The sequence below is a fragment of the Protofrankia sp. Cj5 genome (genome assembly GCF_917627405.1).
Lineage (GTDB): Bacteria > Actinomycetota > Actinomycetes > Frankiales > Frankiaceae > Protofrankia.
The window spans coordinates 1-19,509 of record NZ_CAKJTO010000065.1; the positions used below are offsets into that span (position 1 = coordinate 1).

The 19,509-nt window shown below is 64.0% G+C and carries 17 protein-coding genes and 2 pseudogenes; 9 read left to right on the forward strand and 10 right to left on the reverse strand.

Annotated features, from left to right (window positions below):
- Positions 1 to 12 precede the first annotated feature (12 nt).
- The 5 genes from MJ777_RS14795 to MJ777_RS14815 form a co-directional block, all read right to left on the reverse strand.
- Complete coding sequence (locus MJ777_RS14795; RefSeq protein ID WP_239376886.1) at positions 13 to 1,332, reverse strand: hypothetical protein; 1,320 nt, start codon at positions 1,330 to 1,332, stop codon at positions 13 to 15.
- A gap of 1,010 nt (positions 1,333 to 2,342) precedes the next feature.
- Positions 2,343 to 2,843, reverse strand: coding sequence for a methylated-DNA--[protein]-cysteine S-methyltransferase (locus tag MJ777_RS14800; RefSeq protein WP_239310299.1), 501 nt, complete (start codon positions 2,841 to 2,843; stop codon positions 2,343 to 2,345).
- 168 nt (positions 2,844 to 3,011) lie between these two features.
- Positions 3,012 to 4,088, reverse strand: coding sequence for a phosphotransferase enzyme family protein (locus MJ777_RS14805; protein WP_239310282.1), 1,077 nt, complete (start codon positions 4,086 to 4,088; stop codon positions 3,012 to 3,014).
- Between the two features lie 216 nt (positions 4,089 to 4,304).
- Positions 4,305 to 5,498, reverse strand: coding sequence for a WXG100 family type VII secretion target (locus MJ777_RS14810; RefSeq protein ID WP_239310283.1), 1,194 nt, complete (start codon positions 5,496 to 5,498; stop codon positions 4,305 to 4,307).
- 460 nt (positions 5,499 to 5,958) lie between these two features.
- Positions 5,959 to 7,005: a YncE family protein gene (locus MJ777_RS14815; RefSeq protein ID WP_239376888.1), complete on the reverse strand. Its 1,047-nt coding sequence runs from the start codon at positions 7,003 to 7,005 to the stop codon at positions 5,959 to 5,961.
- Between the two features lie 448 nt (positions 7,006 to 7,453).
- Here MJ777_RS14815 and MJ777_RS14820 point away from each other — a divergent pair, with 448 nt between their 5' ends.
- A complete protein-coding gene (locus MJ777_RS14820; protein WP_239310285.1) occupies positions 7,454 to 8,041 on the forward strand; it encodes an exonuclease domain-containing protein in 588 nt (195 codons plus the stop codon).
- Between the two features lie 101 nt (positions 8,042 to 8,142).
- On the opposite strand, the gene MJ777_RS14825 is transcribed toward MJ777_RS14820, so the two are convergent.
- Complete coding sequence (locus MJ777_RS14825; protein ID WP_239376890.1) at positions 8,143 to 8,847, reverse strand: GAP family protein; 705 nt, start codon at positions 8,845 to 8,847, stop codon at positions 8,143 to 8,145.
- 270 nt (positions 8,848 to 9,117) lie between these two features.
- Here MJ777_RS14825 and MJ777_RS14830 point away from each other — a divergent pair, with 270 nt between their 5' ends.
- Both MJ777_RS14830 and MJ777_RS14835 read left to right on the forward strand, forming a co-directional pair.
- Positions 9,118 to 11,019, forward strand: a complete 1,902-nt coding sequence (locus tag MJ777_RS14830) for a glycoside hydrolase family 15 protein (RefSeq protein WP_239376892.1) — start codon at positions 9,118 to 9,120, stop codon at positions 11,017 to 11,019.
- Between the two features lie 461 nt (positions 11,020 to 11,480).
- Positions 11,481 to 11,717 (forward strand): DUF397 domain-containing protein, encoded by a 237-nt coding sequence (locus MJ777_RS14835; RefSeq protein ID WP_239310288.1) that lies wholly within the window; start codon positions 11,481 to 11,483, stop codon positions 11,715 to 11,717.
- A gap of 89 nt (positions 11,718 to 11,806) precedes the next feature.
- On the opposite strand, the gene MJ777_RS14840 is transcribed toward MJ777_RS14835, so the two are convergent.
- A complete protein-coding gene (locus MJ777_RS14840) occupies positions 11,807 to 12,673 on the reverse strand; it encodes a helix-turn-helix transcriptional regulator (RefSeq protein WP_239376894.1) in 867 nt (288 codons plus the stop codon).
- Between the two features lie 552 nt (positions 12,674 to 13,225).
- Between MJ777_RS14840 and MJ777_RS14845 the strand changes: the two genes are divergently transcribed.
- Positions 13,226 to 13,786 (forward strand): NUDIX domain-containing protein, encoded by a 561-nt coding sequence (locus tag MJ777_RS14845; RefSeq protein ID WP_239376896.1) that lies wholly within the window; start codon positions 13,226 to 13,228, stop codon positions 13,784 to 13,786.
- A gap of 84 nt (positions 13,787 to 13,870) precedes the next feature.
- Here the strand turns inward: MJ777_RS14845 and MJ777_RS14850 are convergent, their stop codons facing one another.
- Entirely contained in the window at positions 13,871 to 14,572 is a 702-nt protein-coding gene (locus tag MJ777_RS14850) for a DUF4232 domain-containing protein (RefSeq protein ID WP_239376898.1), read from the reverse strand.
- A 104-nt stretch (positions 14,573 to 14,676) separates the two neighbouring features.
- Between MJ777_RS14850 and MJ777_RS14855 the strand changes: the two genes are divergently transcribed.
- From MJ777_RS14855 to MJ777_RS14865, 3 genes are all read left to right on the forward strand, one after another.
- Positions 14,677 to 15,537 carry an acyl-CoA thioesterase domain-containing protein gene (locus tag MJ777_RS14855; protein ID WP_239376906.1) on the forward strand — a complete coding sequence of 287 codons (861 nt, stop codon included), beginning with the start codon at positions 14,677 to 14,679 and terminating at the stop codon, positions 15,535 to 15,537.
- Between the two features lie 263 nt (positions 15,538 to 15,800).
- Positions 15,801 to 16,004, forward strand: a complete 204-nt coding sequence (locus MJ777_RS14860; protein ID WP_239310293.1) for a cold-shock protein — start codon at positions 15,801 to 15,803, stop codon at positions 16,002 to 16,004.
- 609 nt (positions 16,005 to 16,613) lie between these two features.
- A complete protein-coding gene (locus tag MJ777_RS14865) occupies positions 16,614 to 17,033 on the forward strand; it encodes a hypothetical protein (protein WP_239376907.1) in 420 nt (139 codons plus the stop codon).
- Here the strand turns inward: MJ777_RS14865 and MJ777_RS14870 are convergent.
- Both MJ777_RS14870 and MJ777_RS23150 read right to left on the reverse strand, forming a co-directional pair.
- Positions 16,999 to 17,520: pseudogene (locus tag MJ777_RS14870) on the reverse strand (IS30 family transposase); the annotation flags it as partial. The gene MJ777_RS14865 and the pseudogene MJ777_RS14870 sit on opposite strands and share 35 nt — an antisense overlap.
- Positions 17,483 to 17,779: a helix-turn-helix domain-containing protein gene (locus tag MJ777_RS23150; protein WP_370652726.1), complete on the reverse strand. Its 297-nt coding sequence runs from the start codon at positions 17,777 to 17,779 to the stop codon at positions 17,483 to 17,485. The gene MJ777_RS23150 and the pseudogene MJ777_RS14870, both read right to left, overlap by 38 nt.
- 184 nt (positions 17,780 to 17,963) lie before the next feature.
- Between MJ777_RS23150 and MJ777_RS14875 the strand changes: the two genes are divergently transcribed.
- Positions 17,964 to 18,245: a hypothetical protein gene (locus MJ777_RS14875; RefSeq protein WP_239376908.1), complete on the forward strand. Its 282-nt coding sequence runs from the start codon at positions 17,964 to 17,966 to the stop codon at positions 18,243 to 18,245.
- Positions 18,246 to 18,785: 540 nt separating this feature from the next.
- Positions 18,786 to 19,364 (forward strand): annotated as a pseudogene (locus MJ777_RS14880) (transposase); the annotation flags it as partial.
- Positions 19,365 to 19,509 lie beyond the last annotated feature (145 nt).

Genomic DNA, 19,509 nt, shown 5'->3' on the forward strand with positions numbered 1-19,509 from the left:
CTGGCTGACTCGCTAGGCCGCGCCGCTAGCTCGCTCGGGGCGCATACGAGCCTGTGCGCTCCCGGCGGCAGCCGCCTGCTCAATCGCGGCAAGCCCCGGCACGACCATAGCCTCCTGTCCCGTGGCGGCAGGGGCTGGAGCCCGCTGTGTGGTGGCGGCCGGAGCCGCCACCCACGAACGGCATGATCTGCATAGACATTCCGAGGACGACGCAGGCAAATGATCAAGACGACGAAGCAAATGATCTACAGGATCGTCAACCCGGCCAGCTCCGAGACTTGGTCCGATGGTGTCCACCAGATGCATGGCCAGTTCCGCCGCGCTCCACGAACCGACAGTGAGAATTCTGGCCAGCTGGTCACTGGCGGCGATAAGGGTTTCAGGATCGCGTCGTATCGCACGGGCCAGAGTCGCGACGACCTGTTTGGCAACGTCGGCAGCAAGATCCTTCGGTGTCACCGGCAGCGCCCGCTCGGGTCCGATGACAGGGGGCGTGACAGGGGGCGTGACAGGGGGCGTGACAGGGGGCGTGACAGCGGTGATCGGCGGCGCAAGCGGAGCGGATGGGGCGGTGACAGGAGACTCTGCCGGCTCTCGCGTCGGTAGCAGGCCAGATGCCACCGCCGAGGGGTTTTCGATCACTGTCAAGGCCCTGGCCATAGCCATACCGGTGACGCGGGCCCGGCGCCGGGCCGCGGCGCTCGGCCTGTCCGAGGAAGTCTGTGTGCCGCCCTGCCGCCGCAGCGGCCCAGTGCCGGTGGATACGCCGCCAGCTATCGGGGCGGGGGTCCGCGATGCCGATCCGCCAACCAGGGTAGCTGGCTTGGCGGTTGGCTTGGCGGTTGGCTTGGCGGTTGGCTTGGCGGTTGATGCCCGCAGCGCAGGGGCCGGCTCCGCGGACGCGGTCGCCCGGACCGCGTCGGACATGCTCAACGCAAAACTCGCGGGGCGGCGAACAGCCGGCCGGACCAGACCGATCAGCCAGCCGAGGCTACGCAGCAGCCGGATCTGGCGTTGCACGTGGGTGCGGCTGTAACCGGTTTCGGTGGCCAGTGTCACAAGCCCGGGAGAACAGACCGCGGCGGGTCCGGGCAACGCCGGATTGGCCAGCTCGCAGCTCGGCACATCCACCGCGTGGCTGGCAAGAGCCAACGCGACGAGCTTTGCGGCACGTGGGAGACACGAGCGCAGCACCGCACGCTGCCAGGCGGTCCGATCCGCCACTGGCGTCCCGGAGTCGGATATGGGCAGGAGTACCAGGGCGCCGGGAATCGCCAGCTGTGTCCCAGCGTGAGCGTTGGTGAGCAACGCCTGCTGGATGTCGTCGACCACATTCCTCCTTCCGCAGTGGTGGTGCACGCGCCGCAGGGTAATGCACGCGGCGGGACCCGCGAGGCACCTGTCGGCGGCACCGAATTCCTTACCAGGAGTGTTCGTTGGCACGGTAAGAGGCTTCTCTGAGGACGTCGCCCAACCGCGTCCCAGCACGGTACCCCCTGGACACAGGGGACCATGCGCCCCTCAACCGCCGTTGACACACGAAGACAACATGACTTCATGATGTCGTTGTGTCACTATTGGGTAATTGATCGTGTGTTGTAAGTAAAAATCACTGCCGCAGACAACTGGCGGGAACAGCCGTCCCGGGCCTCCAGTGGAGGGCCAGCGGGACTCCCATAAGAGCGCCCGGCAATAGGGGTGTGGATCAAGGAGCGGGGCTGGGGTGCGTGCATCGCGAGGCGACGGAGGCAGACACCGGAGGTGGTGGGTGGCGACCGACGAGCCGGGGTACCCGTGCATCGCGCAGCGATGGACGGGGAGCGATGCGGCGAGGTGCGTGCCCTGGCCCCGCGACGCCGCGTCCCCTACTGCCGGTCGCTCTAAGACGCCTGAACAGCGCGAGAAGACCTGCGAGCACCGTCCGGATCGCAGCGGACGAGCAGCCGACGCGTCCACGCGACCCGACGGCCCAGAGGCAGCGGCCAGAGTCCACCACCCGACACCCTGACGAGCCCACCGCGGACCCACATAGCTGCCGGCCCGTACGCGGAACCGCCAACGACACCGACCGCATCACATTTTCACAAATAATTATGATTAATCAATGAAACGTTACACGACGAAACACGAAATACATCACATCGATCATGCCTTACGGCCTGCTTCGGAAGCCGTCATTCGATCAGGAAGCCGGACAGATGACTTCCGAAACACGCCCTGGCGACCGGCAACAAGGGAGGCTGCATCGCGGGGCTGGGGCACGCGCCTCACCTCATTATCATCGGTCGAAGCACAACACCAGAGCGCACCCCAACCCCACTCCTTGAGCTACACCCCTATTGTCAGGCGCTCTTGAACCGTTCCAGACTCAGCTGCCCATCACGAGCAAGAGTCCGACGCTCAAGATCAAGAAGGTGCCGCTTGCGGCCGATCCCACCCGAGTAACCGGTCAGCGCTCCGCTGGAACCGATCACCCGATGGCAGGGAATGACGATGGGAAGCGGATTACGGCTGTTGGCGAGCCCGACCGCGCGGAAGGCCGACGGCCGGCCGACAGCCGCGGCAATCTCGGCGTAGCTACGGGTTGCGCCATAAGGGATAGCCGCCACAGCTTCCCACACCGCCTGCTGGAACGGTGTGCCGGCCGGACGCAACGGTACGTTGAAGGCGGTCCGATCGCCCATGAAGTAGGCTTCGAGCTGCTCGATCGCGTCACGGAACGCAACTGGATCGGACTCAAGACCGTCCGGCCAGGGCGCGGCGGCATCCGGCTCGTTCATATGGATGGCACACAGCGCGACGCCATCACCGACAAGCAGCAACGGACCCAGCGGAGAAGTCATCTTGGCCTGTCGAGTGACGCTGTCCACGCGCGCTGACACTACCTTTCGAATACTACACAGAGAAACGATTCTGTCACAACGCGGCCTGAATAATCAGGCGGCGGGCCGAAGGAGCTTGATCGAGTTCAGTCTGAACACAGCCACCTGATCACAACCACGAGTGACGCATCAACATTTTCCGCACAGGTAGTCATCGGCAAGATCACACGAGACCACGGCGTACTCCTTCACGCTGTCAACCGCCTCAGCCTCCGGATGCGAGCCCAGCCAGGCCAGCAGCAGCAGCCGGCGCAGCAGGATGAAGGTCGCCATCATCGCCTCCTCCTCAGCCGACACCGACCGGTGTCGCCGGTAGGAGGTAAGCCACGCGTCCACCAGGTCACCAACCTCTGGCAGGTGTTCGATAAACGATAACGATGCAGCAAGATCATAAAGGTACCAGGTGAACCCGCAGTCGTCGAAATCGATAACTGTGAGCTCGTCCAGTCGTTCGTTGACCAGTAGATTCGCCAGCCTCATGTCAGCATGGACAAGCCCGAACCGATCGGCACCGCGGCCGAACCGGTCGATCCGACGGCGGATCTCGACAGCGGCCCGGGTCAGGAGTGCGACACAAGCCGGGTCAGCATCGGGCACGCTGTGCCGCCCGGTTCCATGCGGCTCGGTTCCATGCGGCCCGGTCCCGACAGCCGCACGCATACCGTCACGCCAGCTACCCCACCGGCCGCCCGCCCCCAGCGTTGTTCGCCATGTCCACTCAAAACGGGTGAAGCCGCTTGGACGCCGCCACACCCGGGCATGTTGATGGAGGAGTGCCGCGACCTCACCGAGTTCGGCAAACCTGCGTATGAGGCCCACGGTGTCCGACTGCTTCGGCGACGATCCTTCCACCCAGTCGAACAACACCGCGTAGCGCGGTTTCGCACAGACACCCGCAGCGGCCGGATCAGGCTCGATCATGCAAACCAGATCACCGCGACGAGTCGGCACGACCGACGGCGTGCGCACCACACCATCATGCCGTAACGCCTGCGTCCAGAGCAGCTCGGAGTTGATCTCTTCAAAGTGAAGATACCCGGGACGATGTAGCCGCAGTGCCCAGCGACGGCCCGTAGAGTGATCATCAATCTGGTAAGTGGCATTCTCCGAAACACACAGGAAGCTCACGGTGGGCGAAAAACCACAATCATAATTGGCAAGAACGCCCTCGATCATTACATTCGTCTGGTTTTGGTCAAACAGCACGAAATTTATCATAATCGCACCAGGCAATGTCCTGGGTAACAGGCCACGCGGCATGGCAAAAAAGATCAACATGAGAACGCGCGGAGGACCATACCCAGGCACCCGCTCGGCCCGTCTCATGACGTCCAACGCCGACCAACGGACAGCCGACCAACGGACAGCCGACCAGCCGCTACTCCAGAACCTTCCGGACAGCAGGTAGCCAGTCTCCACGCGCTACTCATCACGCTCAGCGGCACCTCCCCCAGACCTCAGCCGTGCCCGGAGCACCACCCTCCTCAGCTCATCGTGGGCACGGACCGCGCCGCCACGAGGCAGCTTCTTTTTGATCACTATGACCGTTTGAGCACAAAGATCACGGAGACTCTCAGCCATCGTGGCCAGGAGCGCGCGCCCCGCGCCCAGCGAGATCGGAAGGAATGTCCGGCCTTCACGTAGAGACCGCCGGGCAGCCCGGACCGCTCGGGCGGCTCCAGCTGTGGCGGCCAGCCCCACCGGAGCCGGGACACAGTCGGCCAGGGCAAACAGCACATCCCACAGGGAGGCTCGACCGCCAGCGTATTGGACGAGGGTGTCAGCGAGAACCACGAGCGCCGCGGCGAAGACAGCCCACGCCACGGGACCGCCAACGACCAGTACCACGACGCCCAGGACGGCTACAGCGACTTTCGCGGCCTGGACGGCAGCGTGCCAGAAGCGGCCGGCGTGCTCCAGCAGGCCTCCCCAGGGGCGCCAGGCCTTGTTTTTCAGGCCTGCTCGAGACGCGCTCCGGATCGAGCGCACGCAGATTGCCGCCGCCTCCGCCCGCATCTGGCTGGCGGTAAGAGCGAGCCGACGAGCCGCATCCAGATCCTCCTGAGCCGCATCGACGGTGCTTCTCGCCCGCTCCAGGTTGGCCCGCACGACGTCGTGGTCACGAATCGCCTGCGCCACCCGAGCCGGATCGGGCGGGGGAACCTCGACCGGGTGACGAGACGCCGGGATCAACTCCGAAAGGGCCGCCTCAGCGGTGATGAGGGCGATTCGCGCCGGGCCGACCAGAGCCTGGGCACGATCCCGGCGGGCGCGGGCGTCTCGGCCTCGGGCAAGCGCGCTGTCGGCCCGAGCCTGCGCGGCGTCCAGGTCCGGCGTGTAGGCACCCAGCGCGTCCCCGGCCATCCGATAGGAATTCGCGAGCTTCCGTAACTGCCCTGGGAGCTCGTCCGACTCGTCGCGGAATGCCGCGCCCGACCGCCCCTGCCACGATATCGCGACATAATTGGCTGCTACCGCCGCCAGCTGCCCGTTGGCATGTTCCACGTCAGCGGCGAATTCCCGGAACCTCCGCGCCAGTTCCCGCAGCGAGAACGGATCTCCCGGCGTGGGATCGCCATCCAGATCGAGGACATCCCAGTCCGTGGGACGGGTCATCGAACAAACTCATGACGACAGTACGTACGCATTTTCATCGCTCCGGGCCGGGTCAGGGGTCTGGCCAGCCGAAAACAGCGCGACTACAGCTCCCTCCGCGCTGCCGGAAGCCGACGAGGCACCGGGCCGGATGGCCAATATGGACACATAAAAGATAACCCGGATACCCCGGCCGCACGCATGCCTCTCGCACCTTCAGGCGAGGAAAATATCAGGAGTCCCCGCTGAATGGTCGCGGTGCGGGACCGCGACGAGCGGAAATGCCGGTCACTCCACAGTTTTCCCGCCAGTCATGATCATTCCTTCCGGGGGCGGCGACCACTAGGATGCCAGCCCGCATCGCGCTGACCGCCTCCATCCGCCGGCGCTTCTGGCCACAACGCCCTTGTGGCCAGCCGATAACCTTGCGGCCAGCCGACCATGGCCGTACTCGTCGATCTGGAGCAAGCGGCCGGACCGGTCAGCGGAGGATGCCGGTATGACCGAGAGAGTAACGGCCAGGCTGGGGCCATACGCAGGCGCCGTGCGGACCCGGGCCGACTTTGATGCGCGCGAGCAGGCTGCCGTCCTTTGTCGAGATCGCGTAGACCTCGCTGTTGTAACGGCCCGTCAGCCACAGGACCGACCCATCGGCTGACACCCCGCCCATATCCGGGCTGCCCCCACCGGGGATCGACCACTTGGTCCGGACCTGGCGAGTCCCGAAATCAACGACGGAGACAGAGCCCTCACCACGGTTCGACACGTACATCGTGGTTGCGTCGCGACTCGGATAGAGGCCGTGCGCGCCTGCGCCGGTCGGCAAAAACCCGATCTTCGTAAAACGAATCGGGTCAACAAGGTAGAGGCCGCTAGCCATCATATCCGCCACATAGAGCACCTCACCACGTGGGTCGATCTTAATGTCCTGTGGCATGCCCCCGACGGTCAGGTACCCGACAACAGCCGGTGTGCGAAGGTCCACCTTGACCAGCTTGCCGGAGAACTCGCAGGTGGCAACAAGAAACGAAGCGTCAGCGGCAAAGTCGATATGGTCGACGCCTGGGCAGTCGACCCTGAGTTGCGTGTGCAACCGCCAGGTATGCGGATCGTAGAAGTCCAGTCGTTGCAACGCCTCGGCGACGACGACCGCGTACTTCCCGTCCGGGGTGAAGTACATGTTGTAGGGGTCGTCAACACGGATGTTCGGTCCTTTGATCTTCCCAGTGGTCGGGTCGATCGGGGTCAAGCTGTTGCCGTCGTTGTTGGTGACGTACAGCGTTGACAGATCCCACGACGGGACGACGTGCTGGGGCCGGGCGCCGGTCACATAGTGGTCGATCACCTTGAACGTCGCCGGATCGACCACGTCAACGGTATTGCTGTCGCTGTTCGGAACGTAGACGAGCGGCCTGGCATCACGGACGGCCGGGCTGAACTGGTTCATCCCATCAAACGCGTAGACATTCGACGGCGCTGGCTGCGGGGCTCCCACCGGAGGCGGGGACACCGCGGAGGTGGAAGCCACCCGGACATCCCGTGCCGGTGAACTCGACTGAACAGATGACGGTTTCGCCGAACCGGCGCTTCCGCCACAGGCCGCCAGCAGCGGAGCACACATGGCGGCAAGCAGCACAAGGCGCGACACCCGCCGTGATCGATCACCGCGAGATATATACACAGATCCGCTCCGAGTCCCCAGCGAGCAACAATGACATCGAAGGGTAACAGTAAACACACCGCTTGAATGTGAGCGGTGGCGGCGAGGCGAGACGAGACATTTTGATCACGGGTATCCCTGTTCGCATCATGATCAAAACAGTTTGTAACCAGATCAGCACGCCCGCGAGCAACCACGGCGATCCCAACTGGCCAGCTGACAGGCAAGGTCCTTATCAACACGCCAACGCAAGAATTGTCTCTCTCATGTGCATATGGATGCGGTCCCGGCAGACTGGTCCGGCAAGATCCGTTCTGTGACAACCACCGTGGTCCCGAACCGTGAGTTCGCCGCCTTGTTCCCGCACCGGTACGCCGTCGTGGACGTCGAGACCTCGGGTCTGTCACCCCGGGTGGACCGCGTCCTGTCGGTCGCCGTCGTCCATGTTGCCGCGGACGGCACGGTCGAGCACAGCTGGTCGACCTTGCTCGATCCGGGCTGTGACCCTGGGCCGGTCCACATTCACGGCCTCACCCGTGAACGACTCGCGGGCAGCCCGACGTTCGGCCAGATCGTCGATTCACTGACGTCCCTGCTTGCCGGCCGGGTGTTCGTCGCCCACAACGCGGTGTTCGACTGGCAAATGATCGCGGCCGAGGCTGGCCGGGCCGACCTACGGCTTCCCGTCGATCGACGGCTGTGTACGCGGGCCCTCGCACGCCAACTCGACCTCCAACTGCCCAATCTGAAGCTGGCGACCCTCGCGGCACACTGGGGAATACCCCAACGACGGGCGCACGAAGCCGGCGAGGACGCCGCCGTCCTCGCCGCTCTGCTGCCCAAGCTCCTGCGCCTCGCCGCCAGTCGGGCCGTGGACCTGCCGCTGGTGACCTGCAACGGCTGACCCGGGAATAGAATCACGCGAGCGATCGGCCTTTTCTGCTGCGGGTGCGGGTGCGGGTGCGACGCTATCCGGGCGCTATCCGGGCACCGACCGTTGATCGGTCAGTCCAGGAGGGTCATGATGCCGCTTATGAGAACGTAGCCACCGCCAGCGGCGGCGAGCAGGATGAGAAGATCCTGTCCGTGCCGGTGCATCCATCCGTTGTAAGCGGCGAGGATCGCGCCCGTCCGCGCCGGAGCGACGATTCGCAAAATGATCGGAAGCTCCACCATCTGGAGCACGAAAACAGCACACAGCAACAGCAGCAGTGCGGTTTCAGTGTTGCTGCTGTGGGAATCAGCAAGATTCTTTATCGCACTGATGTAGAGCAACGACGGCAGATACGTGACCACCCCCAGCAGGTAAACGCGACCAAGTCCAGGGTGCCGTCCAGGCGCGCCGTTCGCTCCCGTCTCCTTGCCGGGTTCACTCGGTTCGTTCTGTCTATCCAGCCTGTCGGTATCCCTGCTGGCATCCCTGCCGGCACGCTTTCGCCGCCGGGTGAGGCGAACCGCTACGAACAGCAGCGCAACCCCGAGGAAAACCTGGATTCCACCGCCCGGCGCGGGATGCTGCCGTTCGGTCAGGCCCGAGCCACGCAAGGCCAACAAAATTGCTATCCCCGCGACGAAAGTGACTGTCGCGGTGCCCGCCAGATAGGCGTACGCATGCCGCATCGAGGCGGGCTCTCCAAGGTAACGCAATACAATGGCCAGGCCCAGCGGATAAATGCCGGCGGCAAGCGCAAGGGGCAACGCGCTAGTCACCGCGCCACCCCTTCACGGACCTGCCCCCACCAGAGTCACCGACGCCGCGTGATCCCCCAGCCGTCCCATGGTCACCTTCTTCGTTCCCGCTGCCGCCACAATATGCTCCCGCACCTCGCCCCGCTCCACCCGAACTGGGTGAGCAGCACGGACGGGTAAGTCGCTCATACGCTTCGTGAACGGACCGGCAACCTGGGTACACCACTGGGGATACCGCTGCATCCGCCGGAAACCGGTGGGTCCGGCACCCGCGGGAGCACAGGGAGAAAAATGGACTATCCGCTGATTGCCGATCACGGCTTGATCGGCGACCTGCACACAGCCGCACTGGTTACGAAAGATGGCGAGATCGACTGGTTCTGCGCGCCACGGTTCGATTCACCGAGCGTTTTCGCGGCGCTGCTCGACCGTGCGAAAGGGGGACATTTCCGCATTGCTCCAGCCGAACCAGGATACGTATCCAAACAGCTCTACTTTCCCGACAGCGCGATACTCATCACCCGTTTCATGACCGATGCGGGTGTGGGTGAAGTGGTTGACTTCATGCCGGTTGTGGACACGAAGCGCGCCACCGACAACCATCGGCTGGTCCGGCTGGTCCGGGTCGTACGCGGTGAGATGCGCTTCACGTTCGACTGTATGCCGCGGTTCGACTACGGCCGCACCACCCATACCCTGGATGTGACTGGTGCGGGAGCGGTCTTCCGGGCGAACGGTATACAGCTCACGATGCATCCGGCCCGAACGATCGGCTGGGCCTCGGCCGACCGCATCCGGAATCCGCGGGGTGACGGTATTCAAGGATCGGCGAACCTGCATGCGGGCGAGATCGGCGCGGTGATGCTGGAAACCGGTGCGGCCGGGCCACCGCGCCAACTGGCCAGAGATGAAATTATCTCGATGTTTGACGAGACCGTCGCATTCTGGCGTGGTTGGCTGGGCCGGTCGACCTATCATGGCCGCTGGCGGGAACAGGTGTACCGCTCGGCCATGACGCTGAAGCTGATGACCTACGCACCCACCGGCGCGCTGGTGGCGGCGCCCACCGCGGGGCTACCCGAGCAGGTGGGCGGCGAACGTAACTGGGACTACCGCTTCACCTGGATCCGCGACGCCTCGTTCTCGGTGTACGCGCTGCTCGGGCTCGGGTATGTGGAAGAAGCCCGGATGTTCGTCGGCTGGCTGTCCGACCGGGTGGAGGAACAAGCGGGCGACGGATCCGGACCGCTAAGGTTGATGTACCGCGTGGACGGGTCATCCGATCTGGACGAAGAGCTTCTCGAGCACCTTGAGGGGTATCGCGGCTCCCGACCGGTGCGTATCGGCAACGGCGCTGCCGACCAGCTCCAGCTCGACATCTATGGCGAAGCGCTGGACTCCATCTATTTCGCCGATCACAAGGGTGTCAATCTCAGTCATTCAGGATGGATGCGGTTGCTCCGGATTCTCGACTGGCTGTGCAGCCACTGGGACTCCCCGGAGGAGGGCATCTGGGAAACCCGCGGCGGACGGGCCGACTTCACCTACGGCCGGATCAACTCCTGGACAGCCTTCGATCGGGCCATCCGGCTCGCCGCCGAGCACGGCCGGCCCGGCGACCAGGAGCGGTGGGCACGGGAGCGCGAGCGGATCTACCAGCAGGTCATGGATCGTGGCTGGAACGAAAAGCGTGGGGCCTTCATCCAGCACTACGGCACCGAGGTGCTGGACGCCTCTCTCCTGCGCATGGTGCAGGTCGGCTTCGTCACGCCGGACGACCCGATGTGGCTGTCCACGCTCGACGCGATGAACTCCGAACTCGTCTCCGACAGCCTCGTCTACCGCTACAACACGGAGGCCTCGCCGGACGGGCTGCGCGGCTCGGAGGGGACGTTCTCGCTGTGCACGTTCTGGTATGTCGACGCGCTTGCTCGCTCAGGCCGGCTCACCGAGGCACAGTTCATCTTCGAGAAGATGCAGACCTACGCCAACCATCTGGGGCTGTACTCCGAGGAGATCGGGCTCACCGGCGAGCAGCTGGGCAACTTCCCACAGGCGTTCACCCATCTCGCAATGATCAATGCCGCGATCAACCTGGACCGGCGGCTGAACCGTGCCGAGAGCGTCTCCCCGGCCGGGCGTGCGTTCACCACGGCCGGCCTCGCCAGGCTGGTCGGCCATAGCAGCTCATGACCCGGGACATCGAGCGCAGAGCAGTGATCGGCGGATCGGTCCACTCATCGAGGTGGATACGCAGCACCAAAAGTAACTATAAATAATCAATATACATCTCATCGTAACAGACCATGGGCGGTTGATAATTTTTGCATACGATCCGCCATATTTTTGACACTTAAAGTAATTTTTGTTTCCCTAATGCACGTGCGAACGACCGTGCTATATCCTGCGCAGGAAGTACGTGCATCTGCACGCACACCGAGGCTCCCGCCAAGCGGGAGGAGGTGAGTTCCGCCGGCGGGCTGCTCATGTTCATGTGCCTGTCCAGACGAGCGTGACCGCGTCCGTGCGAGCCACGCCCAGTAATGCGTGCAAGACCGCGAAGCGAGTTCCGACATGCGCACCACCCCGCCACCGGTGCACAACTATGATCTTTTCGCGTCGCTGGCGGCCAACCGAAATCGAGGGAGACCACCATGCAGGAGATCTACAACGGAATATCCGCGACCGCGCTGCCGCAGGTCACGTGGCAGAAGAGCCAGCGGAGCAACTCACAGGGAAACTGCGTGGAGCTGGCCCGCCTCTCAGCGGACTCCATCGCGGTCCGCAACTCCAGGCACCCCGAAGGTCCCGCACTGATCTACACCCGCGCCGAAATCGAAGCGCTCATCCTCGGTGCCAAGGACGGCGACTTTGACAACCTGATCCAGTAGAGACCTCATATGAGCCCGAGACCACTAGGACGCTTCGCGCCCTCTACTGGCGCGAAGAACATCATGGTCCGGGTGCGGTCCAGCTCGTGTCAGGTGTCGCTGAGGATCCGGCTGAGAGCATCGGTGCTGTCAGCCGGAAGCAGGCTGTCGAGACAGAGGCGGTTCATGACGTTCAGGTAGCGGTCAACCTCTTCTCGCCTGTCCAGGTAGACGGCACCGCCGAGCTGTTCCAGGTAAACAACGTCCGGTAGATTTTTTCCAGGGAAACGCAGGATGCTGAATGCACCGCCCTCAGCGGCGTGACCACCGAAATGGAACGGCATGATCTGGAAAGTAAGATTCGGTCGTTCCGTGAGCGCCATCAGGTGCTCAAGCTGAGCGCGCATCACCTCGGGCCCACCTATCGGACGCCGCAAGGCAGCCTCATCCACAACTACCCATAACCTAGGACGATCTGGCTTCATCAGCAGCTTCTGCCGGTTCATCCGCACACTGATCCGACGCTCGATGGTTTCAGCCGGAATCCCCTTGTAACCCTGAGTTATGATGGCACGAGCGTAGTCTTCGGTCTGGAGCAGGCCCGGAATGAACTGGATCTCGTAGGTTCGGATCAGTACCGCGGCCTCCTCCAGCCCGATGTAGAACGGGAACCAGCCCGGCAGGACGTCGCTGTGGCTGTGCCACCACCCAGGCCGGTTGGCTTCGCGAGCCAACGACAACAACGGCGTCCGCTCGGCTTCGTCCAGGATCCCGTAGAGCGTGAGTAGATCAGCAACGTCGCGCTCTTTGAAGCCGACCCGCCCCAGCTCCAGGCGACTGATCTTTGATTCGGATGCCCGGATGCTGTAAGCCGCATCCTCACGACTGATGCCGTTGTCCTCACGAAGCCGACGGAGCTGAGAACCCAGGATGATCCGACACACGGTCGGACCGCCTCCAGCGTCAACGGTCGCCACGGTCGGCCCCCTCGGCATCAGTCGACGCAAGAGTACGTTATCCGATCTTCCGGCGCCGCATCTGCGCTTCCAGACCTCTGCACGTGCACCCGAGCCTTGCATCTGCATGCTATAAACGCCATGATGTGCAGGCACCCTCACTCATGCCGCGAAAGTGAGGATCTGGGAGGCCGTGATGACAACTCACGGCGCATGCTTGCCCTGTCTCGCGGCGCTGACGGCTCGCGGGGGAGGGCCGTCAGCGGGGCAGAGCTTCCGACGAACGGCGGGTGGTGGGCTAGCGGCTGCCCACCGCCGGAATTCCAGCAGAATGACTGCGGGAATGCACAGTAGGGACCGATTGGCAAACATGATGGTCGGGCAGCCGTGGTCAGCAATCGTCGGCACCACGGAACATCCCGCCATCAGCTGGAGCGCGGCTGACCGCTGGACGCCTGCCAGCTCGGATATCGAGCCGGTGTTTGACTGCGTCAACGGTGCAACCGGCCGAGCGCGGGGGGCCAAGGGGATCGCATAGCGATCCCCTTGGAGTACGGTGCAGGATTTCCGCACATGCGCGCCGCTGCTGGCAAGACCCCCGGAGGGGCTGTGGTGACAGGCAATGATGCCAACCGCACGGACACCGACCGTGGAGTCCAGCTACCGATCAACATCCATGTGCTGATGTGGCGCGCGGACGGGTCGGTTCTGCTGGGGCGTTCCGGTGAGCCGGATTCACCCTGGCAACTACCATGGGGCGAGTTACACGGCGGTGAGCCAGCAATAGAGGCTGTGCTCCGGATCGCCGACGACACGGCATCGGTAATGGCCATGGCAGCGCATGTGTGGCTCGCGCATGTGGCACATCATTATTATGCCGATACCGGTGAACGGGTGGGGCTGTTCTTCCGGCTGACGCACTGGCGCGGGATGCCCTCGCCCGGCCAGGACCCGCGAACAAACCAGCTTCAATGGCATCATCTAGACGCTCTGCCGGAGTCGCTTACCGCCCTGGACCGGGAGGCGCTGGTCCGCTGGCAGGACAATGACATGTATTCAGAACTGGGCTGGAATCCCCGGGTGGGTGCTGCCCCGCGGCTGCGCGGCATCGCGGGCTTCCGGGCGTCGTCATAGGACGACGGTCCCATCGGCCATCCCAGTCGCAGTTGGGCGACATGCCAGCCCGGCATGGCCGGGTGCCGTTTTCTGGGCTGGCGGTCAGTGTGCCCGTGCCCCAGTGGTTCCGGTGACCACGGGATGCACCTGGAATGCGTCACAGATAGTCGTCTGTCGATCGATGTGCTGACCGCCCCCCTGATTCGGTGGTGTGATCACGAAACTTGCGTACGGCAGGCATGCGTCCTTTTCACCTGATTTGTCCGCGGCGCGGACTGCCGTCCACTCAACCCCGAAGGACGCGCTGTGCTGTGGCTGGAGGACAACCGTTCCGGGTGGGCTCACCCGGAACAGGCTGCCGCCCTCGGAGCGAGCGGCGGGCCGTTCCTGGCGGCCTTCGCTGTTCAACGCGACCACGGCTGGATAGCCGATCAGCGAACATGGCCGGTCGGAGATATCGGTGAGGATGACGACGAATCCCTGACGTTCGGCGGACGCGGCAGCTGTCATCGGCCCGGCGTCAAGCCGTAACTCGGACTCACCGCACACCGGCGGTGATCCAGGCGCAGGAGTCAGCTGGCCACCGGCTATGGGCGACGGCCGCGGGGAGGAACCCTGGTCGCTGCCAGTCTGCGCCCTGATGCCCGCTTCGGCACCGAGCGGCGCCTGGATCTTCGTCGGGGTAGCGACGGACGCTGGCGTGGCACCGCCGGAACTGCATGCGCCAGCCGCGGCGCCGAGAAGAAACAGTCCGGCTCCGATCGCGATGAGCCGGGCCACAGCGGTCCGGGGTTTTTGCACCATAAACTGGAAGTCTCGCACTCCCTGGGAACGCCTCGAAAACGCCCACCGTGGCCAGCCCTCCACGGCTCAATGAAGCAAGCACGGCGACCTGCGAGCATGAGGACATGAGCATCGGAATCGATGTAGAAGGTGCCGACCGGACCACCGGAGGGAACACGCATGAGCTGCTCGGGCTGACTGTCGATGTCACAGCCAACAGCGGCAGCCTCATGATCGGCCCACCTCTGCTTAACTCCGGCGGCACGTTGTGGGGCGGTTGTGGGCTGGCTGCGGCGATCGCGGTCAGCGAGAGCATCCTCGATCGAGGCTGCCTGTGGGCGACCGTTCAGTACATCTCCCCCATTGAGACCAACGCGTGTCTCAGTCTTCACCTGGAGGTGGGCCAACACGGGCGGAGCCTGTCCCAAGCAGCTGTCCGCGGCACGATCAACGGCCGGCTCGCCATGCTGGCCACGGGCACCTTCGGAGGCACGACCGGCGACAGCCTGCAGTTCGGTGGCCCGCCCGAGGGCATCTCCTCAGAGCCACTCGACTGCCCGCCGCGGATCCACACCAGCAGCGGCGGTGACATTCAGGAGGCGGGAGGCATGCTCGCTCAGATTGAACAGCGTTGGGCCCGTCCCCCACGGTCAACGCTTGACGGCAATCCGGGTTCAGGTCACTGCGCTCTGTGGGCACGGCTACCTCAACCCATGCTGACCTCGCCAGCCTCGATCGCAATCCTCGCCGATCTGGCGCCAACCGCTGTCATCGACGCGGTGGGCAGGCCTTTCTACACACTCAGCCTGGACAACAGCCTGCGGGTCGGACGCATAGCCCAGACGGACTGGGTGCTGGTCGATGCCCGGGTCGAAGCCGTGATCCGCAGTGTGGCCCAGATCACCGCCAGAATATTCGACAAAAATGGACAACTGCTAGCAGTAGCGAGCCAATCAGCCAAGCTGCTCCCGCCTCGAGCATCCTGACCCCCGGCGTACCGGCCAAGCCCACGGCCCCCGCCACCTATCGCGGTATCCGCTGGATGTGCCCCTCGCTCGGCGCATCCCCGCCAAGCCTGGTAGGTTGACGGTGTTGCAGTTGGAGCTTCCTCGAACGTTCAAACGCCCCAGAGTCTGACAGCGGGCGTTTTTCGTTTCTCCGGTCTTTTCCGGCAGTGGGACGATCCCACCGCGGCAACCTAGTATTCGCAGCGGGCGGGCTTGGTCCAGCCCCACGAAGGAGACGACACATGGCTCAGGGCACCGTGAAGTGGTTCAACGGCGAGAAGGGTTTCGGGTTCATCGCCCAGGACGGCGGCGGTCCCGACGTGTTCGTCCACTACTCGGCGATCGACAGTGCCGGCTACCGCAGCCTGGAAGAGAACCAGCGCGTCGAGTTCGAGGTTACGCAAGGTCAGAAGGGCCCGCAGGCGGAGCACGTCCGCCCTGTCTGAGCCCCTCGGTGTGGAGCGCTCGCCGACGTGGGCGCTCCACACCGGCACGTCCAACAGATCATGAAAACTCGTTCCTGGCACTGACCGAATGCTCGGCGCTGCTCCGGGGCGAAGGAGCGGGGCTGGGGTGCGTGCGGCGCAAGGCAGAGAAGGAAGTCCCCCTGGTGCTGGGTGACGACCGACGACAACGCGGCGAGGTGCGTGCCCCAGCCCCGCGACGCCGCGTCCCCTATTGCCGGTCGCTCTAAGTGGTCGCCGAGATAAACGCTTCAACCATCCGCGAGAGCGGAATCCCACCGAGAGCCCTCGGATCCCACGCCGCCAGAACTACGTGGCAAAAATTACGCTGCGGACAGGATCCGCTGGGGCCCAGCGCCAGACGGATATCGGCTTTCATATCCGGGAAGAGAAGCCTCGGGTTCTCGACGGGCCGATGGTCAGCCCTGTCAGGCAGCAACCTTGTCAATTGGAACGTTCCCACTTTCGTGGACACTTCTTACCATGCCGCGGATCTTGTCCTTCCGTCACATTCGAGTCCGGGCTCTTCAGGCGTGCGGCGGCTGATCGTGGAATGGATCCACTGCCGGTTGTAGCAGACATCGTGGGATCGTGGCCGGCCTGACGTTCCTAGCCGACCGACTGAAGATCGACCGGTGTTCGCCCACGGTATGGACCCCTGACCAGTTGCGCGTCTCTGACCAGTTGCGCGCCTTCGTCAGGCACCTCCAAGACGACCGGCTCTATGCCATGTACCTCCTGGCGGTCACCACCGGGATGCGGCGCGGTGCTCTGGTCGGCGTTCGTCGCCCCGATGTCAACCTCAACGTGGCCACCGTCTCACCAAGCCAGCCCCGCATCGTCATCAACGACAAGGCAGTGGACGGCGCACAGAGCGCTGGCCCGTGCACTTCATCCGTGGTCGTCCGCCAGCATCCGTGCTCGTTCATCGGCTTGGCTGTCATCATCGGGCGGCAGGCGGGGCGGAATCAAGCGGTCAAGGCGACACATGCCTTTCCAGCAGATCGTTGAACACCTCTACCGGCTTGCGCCAGCCCAACGTCTCACGAGGCCTGCCATTCAACTCTACGGCCACTCTATCGAGATCTTCCTGGGAATGCACGGATAGGTCCGTGCCCTTCGGGAAATACTGCCGAAGAAGGCCGTTGATGCTCTCGTTCGAACCCCGCTGCCACGGCGAATGCGGATCGCAAAAATAGACTGGCATGCCGGTTCTCACGGTGAAATCGGCGTGCCGGGCCATCTCCTTACCCTGGTCCCAGGTCACGCTGTTCCGGAAGAACTCAGGCAGGTTTTCCATCTTCTTCGCGAGCAGGTAGACGACGCGTTCGGCGTTACGGTCGTAGGGAATCCGCACCAGCATGACGAACCGCGCGCTACGATCGACCGACGTCGCGAGCTGGGACTTGTTTCCCTGCCCGATTATCAAGTCCCCTGCCCAGAACCCGGGCACGGCGCGGTCATCGGCTTCCCTCGGCCGTTCGCTGATGTTGACCATGTCGACTTTCTCGTAGACCATCGTTCACCGCGCCAGGAAGCCGTGGCAACGCTTCGAGCTTTCTTTCCTTCGGACGTGCCAGGTTCTCCTCGCGGCGTCGCTGCGCCTCGACCGCACGGTATGCCATCGCGCCGCCGTTACGGTCGATCTCCCGAGATATTGTTGAGTGGTGCCGGCCGAGCAGCTGCCCGATATACCGCGCCGACTTGTGCCGGCTCAGTTCCCGGGAGATAGTCGCCCACTCCTCGATCTTCAACAACTCGCGCGAAGCCAGCTACCGTCCAGTCTGTCGACACTGCCGAGATCATCCTATCGGAGTGTCGCTACGACCGTTTGAACTCGCCCGTTGGGCTGGCGCAAGCCGGTAGAAGTGTTCAACGATCTGCTGGAAAGGCATGTGTCGCCTTGACCGCTTGATTCCGCCTACTGCACGCCGTGACCAGATGAAGCCCGCAAGCCTCGCGAAGATTCACGCGGTGTTACGGGCCGCACTCGCCGACGCGGAACGGATGGATCTCGTGAGCCGCAACGTCGCGAAAGCCGTCCGACCGCCGAGCCTGGCAGGCGGGGAACGCCGTACGCTGACCACAGATGATGCCCGTCGTTTCCTGGCGATGGCCAGAGAGGACCGGCTCGAAGCACTGTTCGTCCTGGCGATCACGATGGGGCTGCGCCGCGGTGAGCTGCTCGGCGCGGTGAGCTGCTCGGCCTCAGAGCGCGTTTGAGATCGTCATTCCGGCTCGCCGCGTCCAGGCGCTCCCTGGCCGCGTTGTCGGCCACACCGATACAACTCATCCGGTATCGCTTCGGCCTTCCGCGCACCAGAGGCCGACACCGGCGCGCAACCCGAGAAGGAGCACGAGGACGACACAGCGGAGGACCAGGACGACAGATAGCGCATCTTGGCTACACGGCTGGCCACATAACGATCATTGTTACCCCGGCCAGGTCGAGCAAAGCTCGACACCGGGGGTCCGGGGGTCGCCCCCCCGGGAAGGCATCGCGGCTGGTGGCGAAGGTGGCCGAAGGCCACCGAGCAGCCAAGGCCAGCTTGTGGAGCTGAGAGGATGGAACTTGAACCCCGATCTGGCCCGCTACCTGCACAAACGCCAGCCGCAGGCGACGTAGGGGGGTGTCAGATGGTTCGTGTAAGGGCGGGTTGGTTTGGATGGATCAGGTCGGGATGAACCTGGTTCACTCGGAAAAGACCCTCGTTGAACGGCACACAGGCTGGTTCAGTGGCTGACGTAGACGCAGCGGCGCGGCTGGCACAGGTGTTGCAGCCGGCGGCAATCGATCGGCTGTTGGCGGACGCGGAGGCGTCAGGAACACCGATTGATGGCGTGGACGGGCTGCTGGCCCAGATGACCAAGGCGGTGCTCGAACGCGTCCTGGAAACAGAGATGTCGGATCATCTCGGCTATGAGCGCGGGGATGCTTCGGGGAACGGGTCGGGGAACTCACGCAACGGCCACGGTGCGAAAACCGTGCACACGACCGCTGGCCCCGTGACGATCGCGGTCCCGCGGGATCGTCACGGCGAGTTCGAGCCGCGGATCGTCCCGAAAGGCGCGCGTCGGCTCGGACAGATCGACGATATGATCCTGTCGTTGTATGCGCGGGGCATGTCGACCCGGGATATTGAGGCGCACCTGGGCGAGGTATACGGGATCCGTGCGTCCCGGGAACTCATTTCCACGATTACAGATGTGGTGGCGGACGAGATCGCGGCCTGGCAGAACCGGCCCGTCGACGACGTCTATCCGATCATGTATGTGGATGCGATCCGGATCCGGGTCAAGGACCGTTGGGTCGTCACCATGAAGGCGGCGCACCTGGCGGTCTCCAGCAGTCAGTGCACCGTCCGCATCGGGTTGGAGCAAGGGGCTCGGTAACTTTGATCGTGATCGGCCAGGCTCCTGATCTGCCCCAACAGCCCGATTCGAACCCCTACGTAGGGTCCTGACGCGATGCGGTCAGTGCACCGCC